Raw genomic sequence first — 19,742 nt, 5'->3', positions numbered from 1 at the left:
AATATCTAGAGATAGGTGCTGCTGGGTAAACGATGTTTTGAATGCGGCTCATGATGATGCGTCGCATGAACTTCGTTACGCTCAAGACAATGACCACCACCGTGACCACGGGGCCGCCTATGGCGGGTCATCAGATCGGCGCGCGTGACTGAGCTATAGCGGTATTCATTCCAAGGTCCCATCAGCGATGGACAGGGCCTTGTCGCTTCTCCGTTCATCGCCGGCTTGGCAGGAAAACTCAATGCAATCGTATTCCATCCGCCGTGCCCTGCTGATCGTCGACAGGCAGTGGGGATGGTTCTATGGCTGGAAAACCTTATGTCACTGCGGAAACGGATACGGTTTTTGATCAAACGCGCCCGAACTGCTTTTGCGGCATCAGATTGGCGCAATGGCTTGCCGAATCCAGCATCGGCGAGTTGGTCCTCGCCAAGATGAAGAAAGCAAAAATCCCGGGTTTCGTGCGAAATCCGGGATTTTTGAAAAAATAATTTGGTTGCGGGGGTAGGATTTGAACCTACGACCTTCGGGTTATGAGCCCGACGAGCTGCCCAGACTGCTCCACCCCGCGTCCCTTGAAGAATTAAATTATACACAGGTCCGTTCTGCGGTGCAAGGATGTGCAGCGCGCAATGTCAGTGCAGCATCAGACTGCCTGGTTCGCGAATGCACCGCGCAGCGCCGCCATGCCGCTAGAATGATGGCTTATGCGAGAGCCTGCGACTTCATCGGCTTCATCTTGGCCGGCCTTGCCGACTTCTTATTTACCGGCGGCGTGGCTGGCCGGACTCATTGCCCATGGACATCACTCGAGACCTGCAGCACATTGTCCTTCAGGAAAAGACGCTCGTCGCGCCACGCTTTGACACGGATTTTGGATGGCAGCTCGGCGCATACTTGCATGAGCTCGCCAAGGCGAGGGCGCATGCGGTCGCGATCGACGTGCGCACCTTCGGCCATCCGGTGTTTTACTGCGCGTTGCAGGGGGCGACACCGGACAATGCGCGGTGGGTGCGCCGCAAGAGCAATACGGTGGAGCATTTCCGGCGTAGTTCTTACGCGGTGGGCCTGCGCCTTGCACAGTCTGGCGCCACGCTGGCCGACAAGTATGGCCTGTCGTGTGCCGATTACGCCTCGCACGGCGGCGCGTTTCCATTGGCCGTGCATGGCGCGGGCGTGATCGGTTCGGTGACCGTGTCGGGCCTTGCACAACGCCAGGACCACGAACTCGTGGTGGAAGCGCTGTGTGCGCTGCTCGGGCACGATTACAGCGGATTAGCGTTGCCGCACGACTGAATTGGCGTCCCGCTATCGGCCGACTTGGCTGGCCATGCCGTGGCTCGCTAAAATAGGAATCCACGTCCGATTCCCGAGGCTGGCATGCAGATTGATTTTCCCGCTGAAGCCGGAGCGTACCGCGACAACAACCTAACCGTGGAGTTCGATGCCATTGTCAATGGCGAACGGGTACGCTGCGCCATCTCCGTTGAAGCCCTGGAGGATCACTTCGGTGTTGTATCGAACGATCGCGACGGTTGGATCCGCGCGTTCGACCGGGGCCGCGCGCGTATCCTCGACACAGCGCGCGAGCATTTGAAGCGCTGCGACGGACACCCGGTACTGCTCAAGAGCGGTCATTTCCGTCCTGGTGACGTGTCACGGGGCTGACCAGCGCGAACCGGCGGGCCGCACGTTGGCCCCGCTGGCTCTGGACGATCCGCTCCGGACGATTCGCCGTGTCGCTGTCGCGGCCCGTCGCATCGTCGTGCTGTGCGGTTGCGACGGCGTTTCGGCCTTGCTTGCGCGTGCTTGTGTGCCGCAGGCGGTTTATGACGGCTTGTCACTGTCCGTCATGAACGCGCGCATGAACACCAGCGAGCCGAATCCCCACATCGCGTTGACGACGAAACCAAACGCGAGGCGTGGCAGCATGTTACCGCTTGGCCAGATACCGCAGATTGGATCGAGCACGAACACCGTCGTTGCGGTCAGCACGACGCCACCGAACACGAATGAGCCGAGCCACGGCGCAGGCCGTTGCGGACCGACGCGCAGCAGCCACGCCAGTACGATGCCCCATAGCGCGCCGAGCAGCGCGGTGAGCAGGAACTCAGGGACGCCGAGGGGCGCGAACGGCGTGGTCGAGAACGGCAATTGGTCGGTCAATTCGGCCGCGTGCAGCAACGCGATCGTTGCCTCATGAAAAAACAGTACGGCGAGAAAGCCGGCAATGAACGGCAAAATGACGCTTTGCATAGTGGGATTCGTAGACGGCAGGCGCGTGCTTGCGCGCTCAGGATGTTCATTATAGTGACCTCACGTGGGGGCCGCGCCATATTACGAATTGGCACAACTAAAACTGAAAAAATAGACAGTTTGTCCGGTTTCAAAAGCGTCCGGATTGACTCGCGCCGACGTCCTTGAGTGTCGGGACTTTATTCCATGTCTCACGCATTCTAGCTTTTGAGAAATTCCCCTTAACGGCTCTTGAAGCAATCGCAAGGCGCCCTGACACGATTGGTGGACACGCTGCGGAAAATTGCGTCCTTGGTGAGCAATGGAAGCGCGGAAGAACTGCAAAAAATTTGGAATCTGGAAAGATGAGCGAGGAAGAGGGCGGGTTGTTGCTTCGCTCGCACACGTTTAGCAAATCGGCCATCCGGCGTAAGCGCCGGGGCTCACCTCGTAGCAGCCAGCGGCCCTTTACGTATGGCTGCCTTGCGGTAGTCGCAACATTAACGTCATAGAATGCACTGGCGAGGATTGAAATCCGTAGCGCTCGTAGAACTGACGTGCACGCTCATGCAGCGCATGGACAAGCAAGGCCCGAACGCCGACATTCTCCGATACGGCCTGTACTCGGCATACTGCGTCTTGCAGCAAGGCCGCACCGAGTTTGATGCCCTGAGCCCGTAGATCGACTGCAAGCCGAGCCAGCACCATGACCGGAACCGGATCTGGCATATTGCGGCGAACCGCGCCGGTGGCTTGCTGATGTGAAACCGCCCCTGCTGCCAACGCATAATAGCCGAAGACGCGCTGGTCAGCATCAACCGCGACAAACGTATGACTGGCCCCGCTCAGGTGATTAATTAACGCTCGACGCTTAAGCCACTCATTTAAAGCTGACTCGCCACAGTCAAACTCATCAAGCCGATGCTGAGTGCATAGGGACTGCGGGGCAAAAAGTTCCACACTCACTTCCAGGGGGCCTTAATGTTCATCAAGCGCTTAAGGCCCGGATTGGCGCTTTGCGGCGCGTCTAGCATTGCCACGAACTGCTGGAACTTGTCAGCGTCCAAATGGAAAAACACCCGATCCAGCACAACCGCTTGTGCTCGCTCGCACGCGACTTCGAGCATGAAGTCAGAGCGGTTCTTGCCTAGTAAGCTTGCGGCATGGTCGATCAAATCGCGCTGTTCAGGCAGGGCACGTAGATTGATAGCGGCGTCTCGCATGATAGCTCCTTGTATATACAATAGATACACTATATTAGTGTATATCTGTTGTCAATACAACAGAGCCGACAGCCAGCATTTGGGTGGCGCTCTGGATCCACGCGCGGCAACGCGTTGCTTTTGCTACAAGAGTCTTGACTGGCAGTGACCCACGCCCCGTAAGATGCGCTTTGAAATGCGCCGACCACGCTGCGCATCGGCTATCAGAAGTACGGTACGCTGGTGCTGCTCAAGGGCACGCTCGGAAAGCGGCTGGCCGCGTAAGGCGTCGCGGTTTCATGGCTGGAGTTTTCCGCCGGGCTGTAATTGCTGGAGGGGCTCAACGCGAAGGCCCTAGACCTAGAAACCACCAGCGAGATGCTGCCGGTATTTGTCCAGGCGGGGGCGTCGACTTCATCTATGTCAGTAGTGAACCGTCCGCCCCGGTGGCCGAAGCGATCGCCGTGCAACACGATTCGCCGATTCGTTCGGTCGCACAATTGCGCGGCAAGCGCGTTGTGTTGAAAAAGGGCTCCAACGTCTATTACATACTTGTGCGCGCGCGCTGCAGCGGGCTGGGCTGAGCTATGCGGATATCCGTCCCATCTGTCTGCCGCCGGCGATGCCCGTGCGGCATTCGTACAGGCAGCGTCGGCGCGTGGGTGATTTGGGAGCCGTATTTTGCGGATTGTCAACACGCGTCTAGAGCGATCGTCGCTGCAGTTCAGCTGCTGCATACCGCGCCGTGCTACCGGGCGATCGCGTCGCTTGGCAGGTGATCTCTCAGGATGCGGTCGTTGGTCTTTGAATCCGGGCGCTTGATCGGCATGTTGTCTGGATTATTGGCCTTGCCTGCGTCTTCAGGACGTTTTGACATGCCGCCTGCGCCACTGCTTGGGACTGGCGCAGACGACCCGGTGCCCGCATGGGCGGATCTCGTGCCGGACGAAACCGCTACAGCGGGCGACGCCGCCGCGCCGGCCGGGATCGTCCAACCGGAGAGCGGTGTGCGATGGTCTGCCGCGATGCCAGCGCAGGGCGCAGCAACTGCGGAGGCGGTTGCCACCGCGACGCTGTATATTGCCAGCCATGTCATGTGCCTCATCGCTTTCTCCTTTTGTCGCACCACAGCGGCTAGCGCCTGCGCGAACTCGATTCCATTTTCTATTAAAGTATAAATCGCACCGTAGAGTACTGCGCGCTGTTGCAGGCGCTGACTACGCTGGCGGGATGTTGCCGGCCGGGCCCACATCGCGGCGCGCGCCGGCGGGCACGCCGGCCAGCACGACATATTGATTGCTCGATGAATCGGTGCTCGAACGCACAGAAGGTCGGCGCCGAGCAAATTATGATCTCGCTGTGGCCGCAGTGGGCCACCTGCGTGCTTGGGGCTGCCGGTGTTCGTCGCGGCGCTTTGTTTGCTTCTCTGTTCAATGAGCCGGACCCCGGACGGTTTCGATGCCGGTGGCCGGCGTTTTCGCGCGTGGGCCACGATGTACCGGGGACGCGGTTATTGCCGGTCCGCATTTTCATGCCATCCATTTTTTGGGAATAGTCAAATGACACGTATGATTGCTGCAATACTCATGCTGACCGGGGTCGCGCTGGCCGGGTGCAACACGGTGTCCGGCGTAGGGCAGGATATCTCCGCGGGCGGCAGGGCGATGACTCACTCCGCGGAAGAGGCGAAGTAGCAAAAGAAGCCGCAGCGCGTGGCTGCGACCGAAGACTTTCCAGTGGGCCGAGGGTGGTCCAGCGATGATCATCAGGGGGCATACCCGGCTTTCTCTGTTTGCCTGGGCAGGCCCCGATCCGTCAGAATGGACGGACGAGGCACCAGCATGGCGCCCAGTGCGCGGCTGAGCAGCGGGCGAAGCCATATCCTCTGACGGCACGTAAAGCGCCCGACGCTGATTTTGGGCCCATGTCGGCACGCAGAGCAGTGTGTTCGCTGAAATGGCATCACGAAGCTGAAATTCCATGAACTGCCTGATAGATGACACGAGCGTCGCCGCGTCGAGGAACATGGTTCGCCTGTTGTCATGCCGCTAATAGCGCTTGCTGCTTACTTCGAGTCACATGCCTGGCACCTACGGGTCCAAAATTTCTTCGGGTCAGTTGGCACCCGGCATGGTCGTTTCAGCAGTATGGTCGGAATGATGAAGGCCGGCACCCACCAACTTGCCGGCAGCGTCGACGTATGGCTCGAGTCCGGCGGCGTCGGACATAGTGAGACAATCCGCGCAGAGCGAGCGCTCTCAACGGCTCCGGGCTACTGCGATGAGTTCAAGTTTTGAAGTAATGTATTTTTGAATTAGGGACTCCCTAGCCCACCGCGGGCTGGGCTTTTTGCGCAGAGACACGCGCGGGTGCGAGGCCGTCGCAGAGACGATAAAATGTCGGTTTGCCCGCGATACTCGCGTATTCCGCGACTGCTGCTCCGATGACCGACTTCAACGCCCATCGTGCCCGACGCATCTGCGTCGCGCCGATGATGGACTGGACCGACCGCCATTGCCGCTATTTCCACCGGCAATTATCCCGCCACGTCTACCTATACACGGAAATGGTGACGACTGGCGCCCTGCTGTTCGGCGATGTCGCACGACACCTGTCGTTCACGCCGCAGGAGGCCCCGATTGCATTACAGCTTGGCGGCAGCGAGCCGGACGAGCTTGCCCGCTGCGCGAAACTTTCAGAGCAGTGGGGCTACGATGAAGTCAATCTGAATTGTGGCTGTCCGTCCGAGCGGGTGCAGCGCGGCGCATTCGGCGCGTGCCTGATGAAGGAGGCAACGCTGGTCGCCGATTGTGTGAAGGCAATGTGCGATGCTGTCGCGGTGCCCGTGACGGTCAAGCATCGGATCGGCGTGGACGCGATCGATGACTATGGGTTCGTGCGCGATTTCGTGGGCACTGTGGCGCAAGGTGGATGCCGCGTATTCATCGTGCACGCGCGCAACGCGATACTGAAGGGACTGTCGCCGAAAGAGAACCGCGAGATTCCACCGTTGAAGTATGACTACGCGTACCGGCTCAAGCGTGACTTCCCTGAGTTCGAGATCGTCATCAATGGCGGCATCAAGACGTTGGATGAAGGCGCATGAACACCTGCACCACGTCGACGGCGTGATGATCGGGCGCGAAGCCTATCACAATCCCTTTCTGCTGGCAGATGTCGATAGGCGCTTCTACGAGCCGTCGGCGCTGGCGCGTACGCGCGGCGAGGTCGAGCAGGCGATGATCGAGTATATTGGGGCCGAACAGGCTCGGGGTACCTACATTGGCGCCGTCACGCGGCATATGCTCGGGCTTTATCGCGACCAACCTGGCGCGAGAGGTTGGCGCCGCGTGTTGTCGGATCATCGAAAACTGGCCACTGGCGATTCGCGCATATTTGACGAGGCGCGCGCCATGTTGAACGCCCGCCCGGCCGGGCACGATCACATGGCAAAAGCGCATGTCGAGTGAAGCCGGTAGCTGGGTCAGAATTTTTTGCGTCCCACCGCTAGCAAAATGGGAAATCCCTGCGTATAATTCCGGTCTCCGCTGGTGATTGTTCTCACCGGCGTGCAGCGTGCCTCGATGTATCGGTTCCTGCAGTGGTGGCCGTAGCTCAGTTGGTAGAGTCCAGGATTGTGATTCCTGTCGTCGTGGGTTCGAGTCCCATCGGCCACCCCAAAGAATTTTTAAGAAAATCAAGCGTTTATAAAACGGCACTGAGATTTTATCCAGTGCCGTTTTTGCTTTGTCATTCTCAAGTTGAGAATGACATGCTTCGCCGCTTTGCGATTTTTGTGCGGTCGTCAGCGCGTGCGGTCGTCGCCGGATTTGCATCAAGAGCCGGCAGCATGCCGCGTTCTGCCCTGTGCCTGGTCACATAGTAGGTGTGCAGCTCGTGGAACGTGAACCGCCTTTCGATTTTTTTAGCTTGAGCGCCTTGCCTATCAGCTTCGCCATCCCGCCTTGGAGTCGGCCGACGTATGGTGCGTCCCATAGCGGTTCGAGAACCTGGCTTGCGGCTTCACCCGCTGCTCGCCTCGAAGTAAGCCACGCAATTGGGCGCTCGCACTTACCGTCTGGCGACCATGATGCGCACTGGAAAAGGATGATGCCACTGAACGAACACGAGAGAATCTACTGGCGTTGGCCGTCATCGGCGCAATACTGGGGCTGCGTAAGCTGCTGGCCAACGACGAGCGGGTCAGGCCGCAAACCACTGCCTATGCAGACCTCGACGCAGCAGTGGCAGAACGCGTTTTCCGCCGTTGCGGCCGGCGCCCAGCGAGAAATAAAGAAGCTTCGCGCGCTCCAAGGCTACATGTGTGCAGTACGGCCGCAGACGGTTAGTTGCCGATAGAGCAATATTGTTGCTGTCATGGACTAAACAGCATGCGTGAAGCGTAGCGGAGGGCAAAAAATGACCTTTTATCCGACCATGGTCTGAAAATTCCGCCAATCTGCTATTAGCAGCAGCCGTTTGGTTGTGCTGCGGGCGTTGCCAGCCCATACACTGGATTGGCAAGTCCGCTCCAATATTAATTCACTCGCCACATGATTGGCAATCCAGCTTGTTTTAGAATAAAGCTTGCCGTGCAAACCCTATGTTTTGCATTTGCGTGACAATGGAGGTTTCCGTAATTCACCGAATAGACAAACAAATAGCGATTGCCTGAGCAGGGTTGTCGCCATGATTACCCGCGTAACAGTTGGCCATCCAACCATTGCCGTGCGGCCCTGACGTGTGTAACCATGCTTTGTCCCCGTTTTGGCAGTTGCCGCCACCAGCGATAACAATTTCGTCGGCGTTACAAGTAGCAAGGCCAACGTCAGGCTTTCCAGTATGCGGGTTAACCATGTTCCCAAACTCGCTAAATACCGTGCGTATCTTGGCGCCCGCCAGTGCAGTTTTCCATACCCCAGATTGGCAAAAAAGTGGGGTTCCGTTGGCATTCCTGGCTTGGCGACCGTTCTCCGGACATCTATCGCCCTCTTCCACGATGTTATTCACTTGAACGTCTTGGACCCGTATCGTACTAGTCTGATTGGGGACGGCCATGGAGTATCCTTCAATATCGACATCTCCGACATCAGACCAAGCCGACGATGTCACAAGCGGGAACAAAAGCATCAAAATAAGTTTGATTGTTTTGCGCATGGTTAATCTCATCCCGTATAAAAAAGTTTATTAATTCACCATCCGAGTGGCCCCGAAAAAAATATAGGTTTTTATAAACACAGTTGCAAGCGTTGCGGCTGAATAAATTATAAATGAAAGAATAGTCCGCTATCATAGGTTATTGTTGCATAATCTACATGGCTCCCTTAGCCAGATTGCCTAAAATAACTTGTTGAGCGCTAGCAAGTCGGCTCTGAATTCCCCTGGAAGGCATATGCGGCTAGGCTGCGAACTCGAAACGGTGTTGTGGGAGTTGCAAAGAGCGGGCATATTGGGGTGTGAAACCTGCCAATCCTGACGAGGTATGGATGGGTCCGAAGACGCCGGTGACAGCGGAAGATTGTTTCGCCAACCGCTGCGCGAGCCGACCAATTTGAAGCATCCGTGGTCTGCCTTGCCGTCTGTGCGACTAGGAGCGGTTGGGCACGGCGATGAACGTGAGTACCGTGCCGCACCGGGGCCGACCGGCCAATTCGCCGCGCTTAACCGCAGGGCTGCTGTATTTGCAGCACGTCTTCGATCTGTCGGACGAGGACGTGCTCTGGCAATGGTTCGAGAACCTGTATTGGGTGCGCCGGAAGATCGGCAAGGTGCAGGTGGTGAGAGCCCACTACGATGAAGGCATAGAGAGCCACATCGCTCCGAGCCGTGCGTGGGCATCCCCGAGGAGGGCAGCGAAGCGTTGGCAGAGGAATGTGCGGGCCAGCCATGGAGCCCCGCAAGGGTATAGATACCGGGCGGTGATGGAAAAGGCAATTGCCCACCCCACCGATTCGCGCCTGCTTAAACGTTGTCGGAAACATTGAGTGAGGGCTGCGGCCCGGAACGGGCTGAAGTTGCGGCAGAACGACAATCACGAAGCGCCGCGTCTGGCAAGCCAGACCGGCCGCTATGCGCATGCGAAGCCGCACAAGCGGATGAAGAAGGCGCTTTGGCGCTTGTGGTCGCGCGTTGGGCGCGTGGTGCGTGGTGCGTGACGTCGAGCGGCAACTGGACGGATTAGCCCAGCAAAGTCGTGCGGCGTTGAAAGAGCTGATCGGTCCCGCAGTCCGCCGTCGCTGACCGTGGCTATAAGAGTGTCGCCATCGATGGTGTGAAGGTCTATCATCCGGGTTTGCGACATGGTATCACACGACTCATCCGCAGGCCAAAACTATTAGTTCATGGCCGGCTAATTATGCAACGGTATGCAAGTGTGTCGCTGATTGTCAAACTCGTTAATCCGTCGAGAGTGCGGGGATTACGTACCGGCTAATTTGATGAGCCCGGATCATCGTGATAAGTATTCCAAAGAATATTTGACGATCTGCCGCATCTATGTACAACAGGGGAATGCACTGACCTGAACATGCTGTGTTAAAAACTAGTTGGGAGGCAAAGAAGTTAAAGGTTAAAAAGAGAGGATTTTTCTACATCAACGCTTTGCCCGCCTTACGGTTTGAGGAATCTTCCCGTAAGACAGGCACCCGAAGAGCAGGCATAATAAAATGACAAAATTTGAGATTTTCTATTTATAGTGGTTGTCGTATAAGCAGGCAGATTTTGACAACACTCTATTGGTGGTTAGTTGTTTATTATTATTTCTGTGCGCTTCAACGGTTCCTTTCAATAAGAATATAGGGGATGTTTTCTTGTGGGGATTTATTTATGGAAGAGCTGGCGGTGTAAACTCCGACAATGCGGAAACCCATTTGATAAATTTGCGATGTGGTTGTTAATGGTCTATAAAAAAAATTTTCCATAATTCCGTCGTCGCACTTCCATTGCATATTAGGCCCCAATTCTGTACTGGCTATAATATTTTGTCCTCTTTCTGCTTGTTTTACAGGAAAGCAAAATCCGCCATCCATTGCAAATGCATTATTTATTGCGAGAAGCATCATAAAAATCAAAGAGATTAAGTATTTTTTAATCATTATAGCTCTCCTTTGGTAAATAAGTTAAGCGATGCGATGCAGTGCGGATGAAACTTCACTTATATAAAATTTATCAGCTGGCGTAAGGAAAATTTCCCATGTGTACGAGTGCGTCACTAGCATACAGTTATTTATCCTCGCTGCGCTAAGCGTAACATGCGGTTTCCCCGATGGCTAGCATGAGCAGCCCAACCAACATGGTGGCGTAAACATCGATGAAGAATACCGAATAATCCGCCATATTTGATATGTATTATGCCATGCGTGTGACCAAAGCCCGCTGAGTGCAAAGTCAGTGTTTACTAATTGGAATACACCGTAAATGTTATCAATCAAAAATTTCACTGTGTGAACCAAGTTGCACCATTCTGAGCAGTTTTCACTAAGCCATTACGTTACCGCGTGCAAGCAACAAGCGTCATTGCTTCCAGACCAGATGCCGAGCTTGCGGATCCGGCCGGTCGTAGGTGTGTCTCTCACGGGTAGGGAGGGTTATTGGTTAATGCGTGAGTCAGCCGTCAGGCGCCGTTTCATGCCGTTTGAGAACTCCGTGACACGGGCGTAAGCCTTGTTGTCGAGCTGGGTGAATTCGAGCAGCGACGGCTTCGCGCATTGCCCGTGCATGCCAGAATGCCGAAGTACCAGGTAAGCACGCGTAGATTCTCGATGACGGAAAGTTCGGATGGAGAGCATCAAGTCGCGGCACGACACTCATGCGCGCACGGGCCCGCCGAGCCCATGAATGATGCCCGCATCCGGCGGTGCCATGCCGAGCAACATACGCAGTGTGGTCGTCTTGCCGGAGCCTTCGATTTGAGTAACCCATAGCCCTGCCCGTTCTGGCGGTAAATCAACAGGGCATCGATGACCATATTATTTGCATGGACTTTTTTTGACGCTGGTAAATTCAATCGCGTGTTTAGGCATCGAGGGCAGAGTCGGCATTGAGATCGATCCTGGCAATCGATTCCTGGATACGTGTTTTCCTGCATTTTTTGTTGATTCCGACGGTCGAAGATGCACGGATGGATTCACTTTTTGAACCAACGGAGGTCGACATCGCCAGCTATCGAACCATTTTGCTGTGCTACGATGGGTCGCGGGAAGGTCGCAAGGCAGTGGAAAAGCCGCAAGGCATTGTGTCAGGGAACCGAGCTGGCACTCGACCTTAGGGCGCAGACGCATGTGCTGGCTGTCGTGAACATGTGCTCGAGCATTGCGCAAAGCGCGGGGTTGATGACCGATGTGGCGTGCGGGCAGTTCGAGCAGGCGGCGCGGGACATTCTGCAGGACGGGGTGGATTGGCTCCAGAAACGGGGCCTGAGTGCGCATGGCCGTTTCGCATTGGGCAATCCGATTGACGAAATCACCCAGTGTGCGGAGCATATGCAGGCGGGTCTCGTCGTGGTCGGTCATCGTGCGCACCGGCTTGGCTCGCTGGTGGACAGGCCCGGAGAATACGTAGTTGCTGGACCGCGTTCGCTGCAGCATCCTGGTTGCCGTCTCGAGCGCGGGCGAAGCGAATGAAGTCGAGTTATCCACCGCTGCAGCGGCGGAAAGGGTTTGAGTTGTCGCGCTACGGTGTGGATTCACATGGGTCGGCCCCGTGTCGCAATGACCCGCATCATGAACCGTTGAGTTTGACTCCAACAAGTTGCCAGCTGAAAACGCCGGTTCGGTTAAAAATCATCCTATACGGCGGGTCCTTCGAATCAGTGCGGTATCGGACTACGAACTCGTTGAGGCCGCGATAGGCGGCACTCGCGCGAACTTCGCCGCTTACGGACGCGCCGGCCGCGGGCTGTCGGCCGCCTGGTGCGCTGGGGCCGGCGGAATCCGACGTACCGGAAACGGCTGCGCCGCGTGTCGCACTCGCTTGCGGAACCCGCACCGGGCCCGGCGGTGTCGTGTCGCTTGCCAAATCGCGCGGGGGCATGCCGGCTAGCAACGCGGCCACACCGTCTGGCGTTGCATAGACTTCGACAATCGGTGCGATTAACGCGGAACCGACCATCGTGCCGACACTGGCGACTGCCTGCGCCAGCGGCGAATCATCTGCATGCGCGCCGACCGCACGCGTGATCCGTGCATTGAGTTCCTGTTTCAAACTGGCACGCAATGCAGGGTAGTCGACGTATCGATTGACCGTCTCGGCGTCGCGCGCATCGGCTGCATGCTCCAGGCGGTTCAGGACGATATAAGGCGACGCGTAGCTGAGCACGCCTGCCACCCCGCTAGCCAGCGTCACCCCTGCGGCGACAAGACGCTTAAATGAGGCCGATGTCATATGCGCAGTTGTAGCGCGAACAAATTAATCCAGCAAACCGTGGGCAACCCCAGTCTCCTCTGCCGCGATATACCGGTCGATCATGCTGCAAACCGCATCGATATGGCCCACTAGTACCACGCGCGATGCACTGCGGTAGACGCGCACCGGTTCGTCCTCCCGCCATGGGCGACGACGGGCCGGTTCGGCCTGAGGCACGCCGTGGCGCAGCGGCACGCGCGCGAAAGCCGGTAAGCTAGATGGCAATTCCATGTACTCCCGCACGACGTGTGCCATGCCGTCGTGCATTGGTGCGGTCGGGCGCTGTGCCGGCGTCGCGCCGCCCATCAACAGACCGAACGAAGTGGCGGGGTGCGATGATGCACCGCATGGCACGAGGCCTCGCAGATGACGCAGGCGCCCGAACGCGCGTAACGGAAACAGGCGGGCAAGTCGTTTCATCGGTTTCTCCGTGTCGGTATTTAGAACGCGTTGGGGCGGATCAAGCCGACCGCAATGCCTTCCAATTCAAAATCTTCTTGTCCCGGGCTCACAATGATGTTCTCGTAATCCGGATTTTCTGCGATCAATTCGATGCCATTTACCAGCCGATGGAAGCGCTTGACCGTCACGTCGTCGCCCAGCCGCGCCACCACAATCTGGCCTTCTTTCACATCGTGCTGTTTCTGTACGGCCAGCAGGTCTCCGTCGAAGATGCCTGCATCGCGCATCGACATCCCGCGTACTTTCAGAAGATAGTCGGGCCGGCTCACAAACAGCGCTGGATCGCACGCGTAATGCTGCGCGATATGCTCCTGAGCCAGGATCGGACTGCCGGCCGCGACGCGACCGACCAGCGGCAGCGATAACTGCATGACCGCTGGATGTGGCAGCGTGTACTGGTGCGGTCCGTCTTCCATTGACAGCAATCGGATCCCGCGTGACGCACCCGCCGCCAGTTCGATCACCCCTTTGCGCGCCAACGCGCGCAAGTGCTCTTCGGCCGAGTTGGCTGAGCTAAAGCCGAGTTCTGCAGCGATCTCGGCGCGCGTCGGCGGAAAGCCGGTGCGCTCGATCGCGCGGCGGATCAAGTCGTAGACCTGCTGCTGACGGGCGGTGAGTTTAGTCATGAGGTTACTGTATGGATGAACAGGTTCCTGTATTTTTATACAGTATTCGCAGTATTTCAAGTGTTACTTGAAATCGTTGTCTGTTTGCTCGTGGCATAAATTGTTGGCGCGCCGCCCGGTCTCTTACGACTTTTGAATATAAAAGCATAAGGAACGATTATTTTTGATAATGAAACGCGTTCGTTAGACTTGGCCGGTCCTCACGACATCCACGGGCATACAAATGAGCGAACAGGTAACGGGGCGGGCGCGGCAGCGCGACAGTGCATCGGTGTGGCGGCGGTTAGCCGCGACATGGGTGCTGACGTGCGGCATCGTGGCCAGTGGCGCGGCCGTCGCGGACAGGACGCTACTCAATGTGTCGTATGACCCGACGCGAGAACTGTACCAGGACATGAATCAAGCGTTCGCAAAAGAATGGAAGGCCAAGACCGGCGAGACCGTATCGTTCAGACAGTCGCACGGCGGCTCGGGCGCGCAGGCGCGTTCGGTCATCGATGGCTTGCAGGCGGACGTTGTCACGTTGGCGCTGGCCTACGATATCGATGCGATCGCCAAGCAGGGATTGATTGACGCGGATTGGCAAAAACGCTTGCCGGACCATGCGGCGCCGTACACGTCGACGATCGTGTTCGTTGTGCGCAAGGGCAATCCGAAACGGATCAAGGACTGGGACGATCTGGTCAAGCCGGGCGTGTCCATCGTCACCCCGAACCCAAAGACTTCCGGTGGCGCACGCTGGAACTACCTGGCCGCATGGGCGTACGCGTTGCACCAGCCGGGTGGCAGTGAGCAAAAAGCGCGCGAGTTCGTCGCAAAGCTGTACAAGAATGCCGGTGTGCTCGATTCCGGCGCACGGGGTGCGACTACCAGCTTCGTGCAACGCGGTATCGGCGACGTGCTGGTCGCCTGGGAAAACGAAGCATTCCTGTCGCTCAAGGAGTTCGGGCCTGACCAATTCGAGATCGTGATGCCATCGGTCAGCATTCTGGCCGAACCACCGGTCGCGCTGGTCGACAAGGTGGTGGACCGCCGCGGCACGCGCAAGCTCGCGCAGGCTTACCTGAACTTTCTGTACACCGAGCAGGGCCAGCAGATCGCGGCAAAGCACTTCTATCGGCCGCGCTCGAGCAAGGTGCCCGACGCGCTGATCCGGCAGTTCCCAAAGCTTAAGTTGTACACGGTCAACGATACATTCGGCGGATGGGCGAAGGCTCAAAAAGTGCATTTTGCCGACGGTGGCGTATTCGATTCGATTTATCAGCCACAGTAAGCCGACGATGGCTGCCAGGCGGCGGCCCGCGGCCTGAGAGGGCTGCCGGCGTACGCCGAGCCCGAATCCCCTGGGTCGGGTGCGAGCGGTGCTTGGAGGCGAGTAGCAGGCATGAGTCGTTTTTATTTTCGCAAGCCCAGTGCGTTGCCCGGGTTCGATGTCACGTTCGGTATCACGGTCGCGTATTTGGGCCTAGTGGTGCTGGTCCCGCTTGCCGCGGCTTTCTTGAAGACGGCGACATTGACGTGGCCCGAGTTTGCGCGTGCCGTCGCGTCGCCGCGCGTGCTGGCCTCGTACCGGCTCACGTTCTGCGCGTCGCTGGGCGCCGCGCTGCTCAATGTGGTGTTCGGCTTTGTCGTAGCATGGGTGCTGGTGCGGTATGAGTTTGCGTTCAAGCGGCTTGTCGATGCGGTGATCGATCTGCCGTTCGCTTTGCCCACCGCGGTCGCTGGCATTGCGCTGGCCGCCGTCTATTCGGGTAACGGCTGGGTAGGCTCGCTGCTCGTCCCGCTTGGCATCAAGGTGGCATTCACGCCGCTCGGGGTGCTGGTCGCGCTGACCTTCATTGGATTGCCGTTCGTGGTCCGCACCGTGCAACCGGTGCTGGAGGAGTTCGAGCGCGAGCAGGAGGAGGCCGCTGCCTGCCTCGGTGCGACGCGCTGGCTGACCTTTCGCCGCGTGGTCCTGCCGTCGTTGCTGCCCGCGCTGCTGACGGGTTTTGCGCTCGCGTTTGCGCGTGCGCTCGGCGAATATGGCTCGGTGATTTTTATTGCGGGCAATATGCCAATGAAGTCTGAAATCACATCATTGTTGATCATTACGAAGCTGGAACAGTACGACTATGCAGGGGCGACGGCCCTGGCCGTCGTGATGCTGCTCGTATCGTTCGTGCTGCTGCTGACGATCAACACGCTGCAATGGGTGCTGCAGCGGCGCACGTCCAGTACGCGCTGCGCGACGCCACCCAGTGTCGCACCGTCCGTGGTCACGGCTGGCGAGGCGCGATGAGCCAGCAAGCCACTCAATCGGCGGTCGCAATCGATGCTGGCGTGCAGCCGAGGCGGGCATCGCGTGTAGACGTGACGACCGAGCCGCGTGCGGTACGGTGGGCGCTGACTGCGATCGCGCTGCTTTTTCTTGGTCTGTTCCTGGTGCTGCCGCTGGCCGCGGTGTTCTATCAGGCGCTAGCCAAGGGCGTGGGGGTCTATCTGGACGCCTTGACCGACGCGGATGCACTGTCGGCGATCAAGCTGACATTGATCACGGCGGTGATCGCTGTGCCGCTGAACGTTGTATTCGGCTTATGCGCGTCATGGGCGATCGCAAAGTTCGAGTTCCGCGGCAAGAGTCTACTGACTACGCTGATTGACTTGCCATTTTCGGTCTCGCCGGTGATCTCCGGGCTGATCTACGTGCTGATGTTCGGTGCGCAAGGCTGGTTTGGCCCGTGGCTACAAGATCGCAACGTGCAGATTATCTTCGCGGTGCCAGGCATCGTGCTGGCGACGGTGTTCGTCACGTTTCCATTTGTCGCGCGCGAATTGATCCCGCTCATGCAGGCGCAGGGCGCCGACGAGGAGGAGGCGGCCCGTGTGCTGGGCGCCTCCGGCTGGCAGATCTTTTGTCGCGTGACGCTGCCCAACGTTAAGTGGGGCCTGTTATACGGCGTGATCTTGTGCAATGCCCGCGCCATGGGCGAGTTTGGTGCAGTCTCGGTGGTTTCTGGCCACATTCGCGGGCAGACCAACACGATGCCCTTGCACGTGGAAATTCTCTACAACGAATACAACTTCGTCGCCGCGTTCGCGGTCGCGTCGCTACTGGCGTTGCTTGCGCTGGCGACGCTCGCGTTGAAATTGATCGCGCAACGCCGGCTCACCCAGACGTCGAGCGAGCCGGCAGCCAGCTAGCCATCCACGCGGAAATTGATATGGGCATCATTGTTCGCAACTTGCAAAAGCACTTTGGCGATTTCACCGCGCTCGACAATGTGTCGCTAGAATTCCCGTCCGGCGAACTGGTCGCGCTACTCGGGCCGTCCGGCTGTGGCAAGACCACGCTGCTGCGTGTGATTGCAGGCTTGGAGTATGCGGATGTGGGTCAGGTTGTGCTGCATGGGCAGGACGTGAACGACGTCGGCGCGCGCGAGCGTCAGGTCGGCTTTGTGTTCCAGCACTATGCGCTGTTCCGTCATATGACGGTGTTCGAGAACGTCGCGTTCGGGCTGCGTGTGAAGCCGCGCCGCGAGCGCCCCTCAGAGGCGCAAATTCGGGAAAAGGTCCACGAGTTGCTCAAGCTCGTGCAACTGGATTGGCTCGCGCAACGCTATCCGTCTGAGTTGTCGGGCGGACAGCGCCAACGCATTGCGCTGGCGCGCGCGCTTGCGGTCGAGCCCAAGGTGCTATTGCTCGACGAGCCGTTCGGCGCGCTCGATGCCAAGGTGCGCAAGGAGCTGCGCAGCTGGTTGCGGCGTCTGCACGACGACCTGCATATCTCGACCCTCTTCGTGACGCACGATCAAGAGGAGGCACTCGAGGTTGCGGATCGAATCGTGGTGCTCAATCATGGCCGCGTCGAGCAGATCGGCAGTCCGCAGGACATCTACGACCACCCGGGTAGTGCGTTCGTCTATGAATTTCTCGGCGCGGCGAACCGGCTGTCCGGCACACTGGGCGAACAGGGCTTCGTGCCGCACGGCGAAGGCGCACGGATTGCCGCGCAGGGTGACTTCAGCGGACCAGCGCTTGCCTTTGTGCGACCGCACGATCTACAACTGTTGCCGCAGGCGGGCGCCGCGCAGGACGGCATCCGCGTGGACGTGCGGCGGATCGTGCCGCTGGGCGGCTCGGTGCGCGTTGAGCTTCAGGCTCAGGCTGGCCAGACGCTGGAAGCGCAGCTCGATCGTGACGCATGGCGCGCGCTGGGGCTGGCCGTCGGCGACGGCGTGACCGCGGTGCCGCGTGCCGTGCGGGTGTTTCCCGCGCAACGATGAGAACTGAGAAAACGAAATGAACTTCCAGCAACTGCGTTTCGTGCGCGAGGCTGTGCGCCAGAACATGAATTTGACCGAAGTGGCAAATGTACTGTATACGTCGCAATCGGGGGTCTCCAAGCAAATCAAGGATCTCGAGGACGAACTCGGTGTCGATATCTTCATCCGCCGGGGCAAGCGGCTCACTGGTTTGACGGAGCCTGGCAAGGCCGTGCACACGTTGATTGAGCGCATGTTGCTCGATGCGGAAAACCTGCGCCGCGTCGCGCGGCAGTATGCAGATCAGGACACCGGCCACCTGGTGGTCGCCACTACGCACACGCAAGCGCGCTACTCGTTGCCCAAGGTCGTGCATCGTTTTAAGGAGATGTATCCGAAGGTCCATCTCGCGCTGCGCCAGGGCAGTCCGCACCAGATCGCGCAGATGGTCATCAACGGCGACGCGGACATCGGCATCGCAACTGAGGGCCTGGACCGCTACGGCGAGATCGTGACATTTCCAGGCTACTCGTGGCATCACACCGTCGTGGTGCGAAGTGAGCATCCGCTCGCGACCCAGCCCGCAGTGACGCTGGAGGACATTGCCGACTACCCGATCATCACGTACGATCAGGATTTCACGGGACGCTCGCACGTGGACCAGGCGTTCGTGCGGGCCGGTGTTGCGCCGGACATAGTGCTGACGGCGATCGACGCGGACGTGATCAAAACATACGTCGAACTGGGACTGGGCGTGGGCATTGTCGCTGCGATGGCGTACGATCCGAAGCGAGACAGTGAGTTGGTCGCGCTGGACACGCAGCACTTGTTCGAGCCGAGCACGACCCGCGTCGGACTGCGCAAGGGCGCGTTCCTGCGCGCCTATGCATACCGGTTGATTGAGATGTTCGCACCCCACTTGACCGAGGCCCAGGTATCCGGCCAGTTGCGCGAAGCCGCCTGACGGCGCGAACGCACCGATGAACGGCATGTGGCTGACTCGGCGGCACGCCGCGGTTTAGGTCTGCCGTGTTCGCAGCGGGCGTCGCATGTTACGTTCGGCGCCGTGTGAGCGCCGGTTTGCGATCGAGCAAAATTGCGGAAGGATCGCGGTGCGCGCCCGGCTGGCGAACACCAGGAAGCCGACGCCGTTGGCCTCGTACCAATAGCCGCCGTGCTCGAGCCCGTCCAACGGCTGCTCTAACGCATGGGCCACCGATTCGATACAGCGCCGGCGCAGCTCGGCCGCACGCGGGTAGGGCGGCTGCGCGCCGCGCACCGTGCAAATTAGCACGTCCAGGCCCGGCAGCGCATGCGGATACAGTACGGGTTCGTCCTGAGCGCGGGCGCGCGCGATCTTAGTGTCGAGTTGCGCGAACGGCTTGCAGCCAGCGAGTTGGGTCAAAAAGGACTCATCGCTACATGCGTGTCTGCGCTTTTTTGGAGTGGACATGGTATTCATCTCAAACGGCATGGATGGAATGAAAAGACGGCGGCTGCGGCAAACACAGCGGCGGTCGTCGCGCAGGCGTTCCGATCTTTATAGCATATTGACCGATTTCAAAAAATGA

19 protein-coding genes, 2 tRNA genes and 6 pseudogenes are annotated in these 19,742 nt (G+C 58.5%); 17 read left to right on the top strand and 10 right to left on the bottom strand.

The window, feature by feature from the left end; all coding sequences use genetic code 11:
• Nucleotides 1-302 precede the first annotated feature (302 nt).
• Entirely contained in the window at nt 303-491 is a 189-nt protein-coding gene (locus RBRH_RS16730; RefSeq protein WP_013435581.1) for a cysteine hydrolase family protein, read from the top strand.
• A gap of 2 nt (nt 492-493) precedes the next feature.
• Here RBRH_RS16730 and RBRH_RS07690 read toward each other — a convergent pair.
• Nucleotides 494-571 (bottom strand) — tRNA-Met (locus RBRH_RS07690).
• Nucleotides 572-798: 227 nt separating this feature from the next.
• Between RBRH_RS07690 and RBRH_RS07685 the strand changes: the two genes are divergently transcribed.
• Nucleotides 799-1,296, top strand: coding sequence for a heme-degrading domain-containing protein (locus tag RBRH_RS07685; RefSeq protein WP_041753632.1), 498 nt, complete (start codon nt 799-801; stop codon nt 1,294-1,296).
• Nucleotides 1,297-1,380: 84 nt separating this feature from the next.
• Entirely contained in the window at nt 1,381-1,668 is a 288-nt protein-coding gene (locus RBRH_RS07680; protein ID WP_013435579.1) for a DUF1488 family protein, read from the top strand.
• Nucleotides 1,669-1,827: 159 nt separating this feature from the next.
• On the opposite strand, the gene RBRH_RS07675 is transcribed toward RBRH_RS07680, so the two are convergent.
• From RBRH_RS07675 to RBRH_RS07665, 3 genes are all read right to left on the bottom strand, one after another.
• Nucleotides 1,828-2,256, bottom strand: coding sequence for a membrane protein (locus RBRH_RS07675; RefSeq protein ID WP_013435578.1), 429 nt, complete (start codon nt 2,254-2,256; stop codon nt 1,828-1,830).
• A 447-nt stretch (nt 2,257-2,703) separates the two neighbouring features.
• Entirely contained in the window at nt 2,704-3,201 is a 498-nt protein-coding gene (locus RBRH_RS07670; protein ID WP_013435576.1) for a GNAT family N-acetyltransferase, read from the bottom strand.
• Entirely contained in the window at nt 3,198-3,458 is a 261-nt protein-coding gene (locus RBRH_RS07665; RefSeq protein WP_041753630.1) for a type II toxin-antitoxin system TacA family antitoxin, read from the bottom strand. The genes RBRH_RS07670 and RBRH_RS07665 overlap by 4 nt, the downstream gene beginning before the upstream one ends.
• 180 nt (nt 3,459-3,638) lie before the next feature.
• Here RBRH_RS07665 and RBRH_RS20210 point away from each other — a divergent pair.
• From RBRH_RS20210 to RBRH_RS20205, 6 genes and pseudogenes are all read left to right on the top strand, one after another.
• A pseudogene (locus tag RBRH_RS20210) lies at nt 3,639-4,147 on the top strand (ABC transporter substrate-binding protein); the annotation flags it as partial.
• A 108-nt stretch (nt 4,148-4,255) separates the two neighbouring features.
• The gene (locus tag RBRH_RS18880) at nt 4,256-4,615 is read left to right on the top strand and encodes a hypothetical protein (protein WP_157864390.1); all 360 of its coding nucleotides are present in this window, start codon (nt 4,256-4,258) and stop codon (nt 4,613-4,615) included.
• Nucleotides 4,616-4,996: 381 nt separating this feature from the next.
• A complete protein-coding gene (locus tag RBRH_RS07650; RefSeq protein WP_041753625.1) occupies nt 4,997-5,131 on the top strand; it encodes an entericidin A/B family lipoprotein in 135 nt (44 codons plus the stop codon).
• A 797-nt stretch (nt 5,132-5,928) separates the two neighbouring features.
• Nucleotides 5,929-6,907, top strand: a pseudogene (gene dusA, locus RBRH_RS07645) (tRNA dihydrouridine(20/20a) synthase DusA).
• A gap of 134 nt (nt 6,908-7,041) precedes the next feature.
• A tRNA-His gene (locus RBRH_RS07640) sits at nt 7,042-7,117 on the top strand.
• Nucleotides 7,118-7,657: 540 nt separating this feature from the next.
• Nucleotides 7,658-7,796, top strand: a pseudogene (locus RBRH_RS20205) (lysis system i-spanin subunit Rz); the annotation flags it as partial.
• A 282-nt stretch (nt 7,797-8,078) separates the two neighbouring features.
• Here RBRH_RS20205 and RBRH_RS18875 read toward each other — a convergent pair.
• The gene (locus RBRH_RS18875) at nt 8,079-8,594 is read right to left on the bottom strand and encodes a hypothetical protein (RefSeq protein ID WP_157864389.1); all 516 of its coding nucleotides are present in this window, start codon (nt 8,592-8,594) and stop codon (nt 8,079-8,081) included.
• A gap of 329 nt (nt 8,595-8,923) precedes the next feature.
• Between RBRH_RS18875 and RBRH_RS21305 the strand changes: the two are divergent.
• Both RBRH_RS21305 and RBRH_RS21555 read left to right on the top strand, forming a co-directional pair.
• Nucleotides 8,924-9,184: pseudogene (locus tag RBRH_RS21305) on the top strand (transposase); the annotation flags it as partial.
• A 237-nt stretch (nt 9,185-9,421) separates the two neighbouring features.
• Entirely contained in the window at nt 9,422-9,592 is a 171-nt protein-coding gene (locus tag RBRH_RS21555) for a hypothetical protein (protein WP_013435564.1), read from the top strand.
• 615 nt (nt 9,593-10,207) lie between these two features.
• Here RBRH_RS21555 and RBRH_RS18865 read toward each other — a convergent pair.
• Entirely contained in the window at nt 10,208-10,531 is a 324-nt protein-coding gene (locus tag RBRH_RS18865; protein WP_013435561.1) for a hypothetical protein, read from the bottom strand.
• 1,058 nt (nt 10,532-11,589) lie between these two features.
• Between RBRH_RS18865 and RBRH_RS07625 the strand changes: the two are divergent.
• A pseudogene (locus RBRH_RS07625) lies at nt 11,590-12,098 on the top strand (universal stress protein).
• 57 nt (nt 12,099-12,155) lie between these two features.
• On the opposite strand, the gene RBRH_RS07620 reads toward RBRH_RS07625, so the two are convergent.
• From RBRH_RS07620 to lexA, 3 genes are read right to left on the bottom strand one after another with little or no spacing between them, the layout of a single operon-like run.
• Complete coding sequence (locus RBRH_RS07620) at nt 12,156-12,818, bottom strand: DUF2939 domain-containing protein (RefSeq protein WP_013435555.1); 663 nt, start codon at nt 12,816-12,818, stop codon at nt 12,156-12,158.
• 24 nt (nt 12,819-12,842) lie between these two features.
• Complete coding sequence (locus tag RBRH_RS07615; protein ID WP_013435554.1) at nt 12,843-13,259, bottom strand: hypothetical protein; 417 nt, start codon at nt 13,257-13,259, stop codon at nt 12,843-12,845.
• 20 nt (nt 13,260-13,279) lie between these two features.
• Entirely contained in the window at nt 13,280-13,927 is a 648-nt protein-coding gene (lexA, locus tag RBRH_RS07610) for a transcriptional repressor LexA (RefSeq protein ID WP_041753623.1), read from the bottom strand.
• 223 nt (nt 13,928-14,150) lie between these two features.
• Here lexA and RBRH_RS07605 point away from each other — a divergent pair, with 223 nt between their 5' ends.
• The 5 genes from RBRH_RS07605 to RBRH_RS07585 all read left to right on the top strand — a co-directional run bounded on the left by RBRH_RS07605 (nt 14,151) and on the right by RBRH_RS07585 (nt 19,135).
• Nucleotides 14,151-15,200 carry a sulfate ABC transporter substrate-binding protein gene (locus tag RBRH_RS07605; RefSeq protein ID WP_013435552.1) on the top strand — a complete coding sequence of 350 codons (1,050 nt, stop codon included), beginning with the start codon at nt 14,151-14,153 and terminating at the stop codon, nt 15,198-15,200.
• 111 nt (nt 15,201-15,311) lie between these two features.
• Nucleotides 15,312-16,208 carry a sulfate ABC transporter permease subunit CysT gene (gene cysT / locus RBRH_RS07600; protein WP_013435551.1) on the top strand — a complete coding sequence of 299 codons (897 nt, stop codon included), beginning with the start codon at nt 15,312-15,314 and terminating at the stop codon, nt 16,206-16,208.
• Nucleotides 16,205-17,110, top strand: coding sequence for a sulfate ABC transporter permease subunit CysW (gene cysW / locus RBRH_RS07595; RefSeq protein WP_049786391.1), 906 nt, complete (start codon nt 16,205-16,207; stop codon nt 17,108-17,110). The genes cysT and cysW overlap by 4 nt, the downstream gene beginning before the upstream one ends.
• Before the next feature lie 20 nt (nt 17,111-17,130).
• Nucleotides 17,131-18,192: a sulfate/molybdate ABC transporter ATP-binding protein gene (locus RBRH_RS07590; protein ID WP_013435549.1), complete on the top strand. Its 1,062-nt coding sequence runs from the start codon at nt 17,131-17,133 to the stop codon at nt 18,190-18,192.
• Between the two features lie 16 nt (nt 18,193-18,208).
• Nucleotides 18,209-19,135 carry a CysB family HTH-type transcriptional regulator gene (locus RBRH_RS07585; protein ID WP_013435548.1) on the top strand — a complete coding sequence of 309 codons (927 nt, stop codon included), beginning with the start codon at nt 18,209-18,211 and terminating at the stop codon, nt 19,133-19,135.
• A gap of 129 nt (nt 19,136-19,264) precedes the next feature.
• On the opposite strand, the pseudogene RBRH_RS07580 reads toward RBRH_RS07585, so the two are convergent.
• Nucleotides 19,265-19,624, bottom strand: a pseudogene (locus tag RBRH_RS07580) (hypothetical protein); the annotation flags it as partial.
• Nucleotides 19,625-19,742 lie beyond the last annotated feature (118 nt).

Origin of the sequence: Mycetohabitans rhizoxinica HKI 454 (assembly GCF_000198775.1) — a bacterium.
In the GTDB taxonomy this organism is placed as follows: domain Bacteria; phylum Pseudomonadota; class Gammaproteobacteria; order Burkholderiales; family Burkholderiaceae; genus Mycetohabitans; species Mycetohabitans rhizoxinica.
This window is presented reverse-complemented; position numbering and strand designations above follow the sequence as displayed.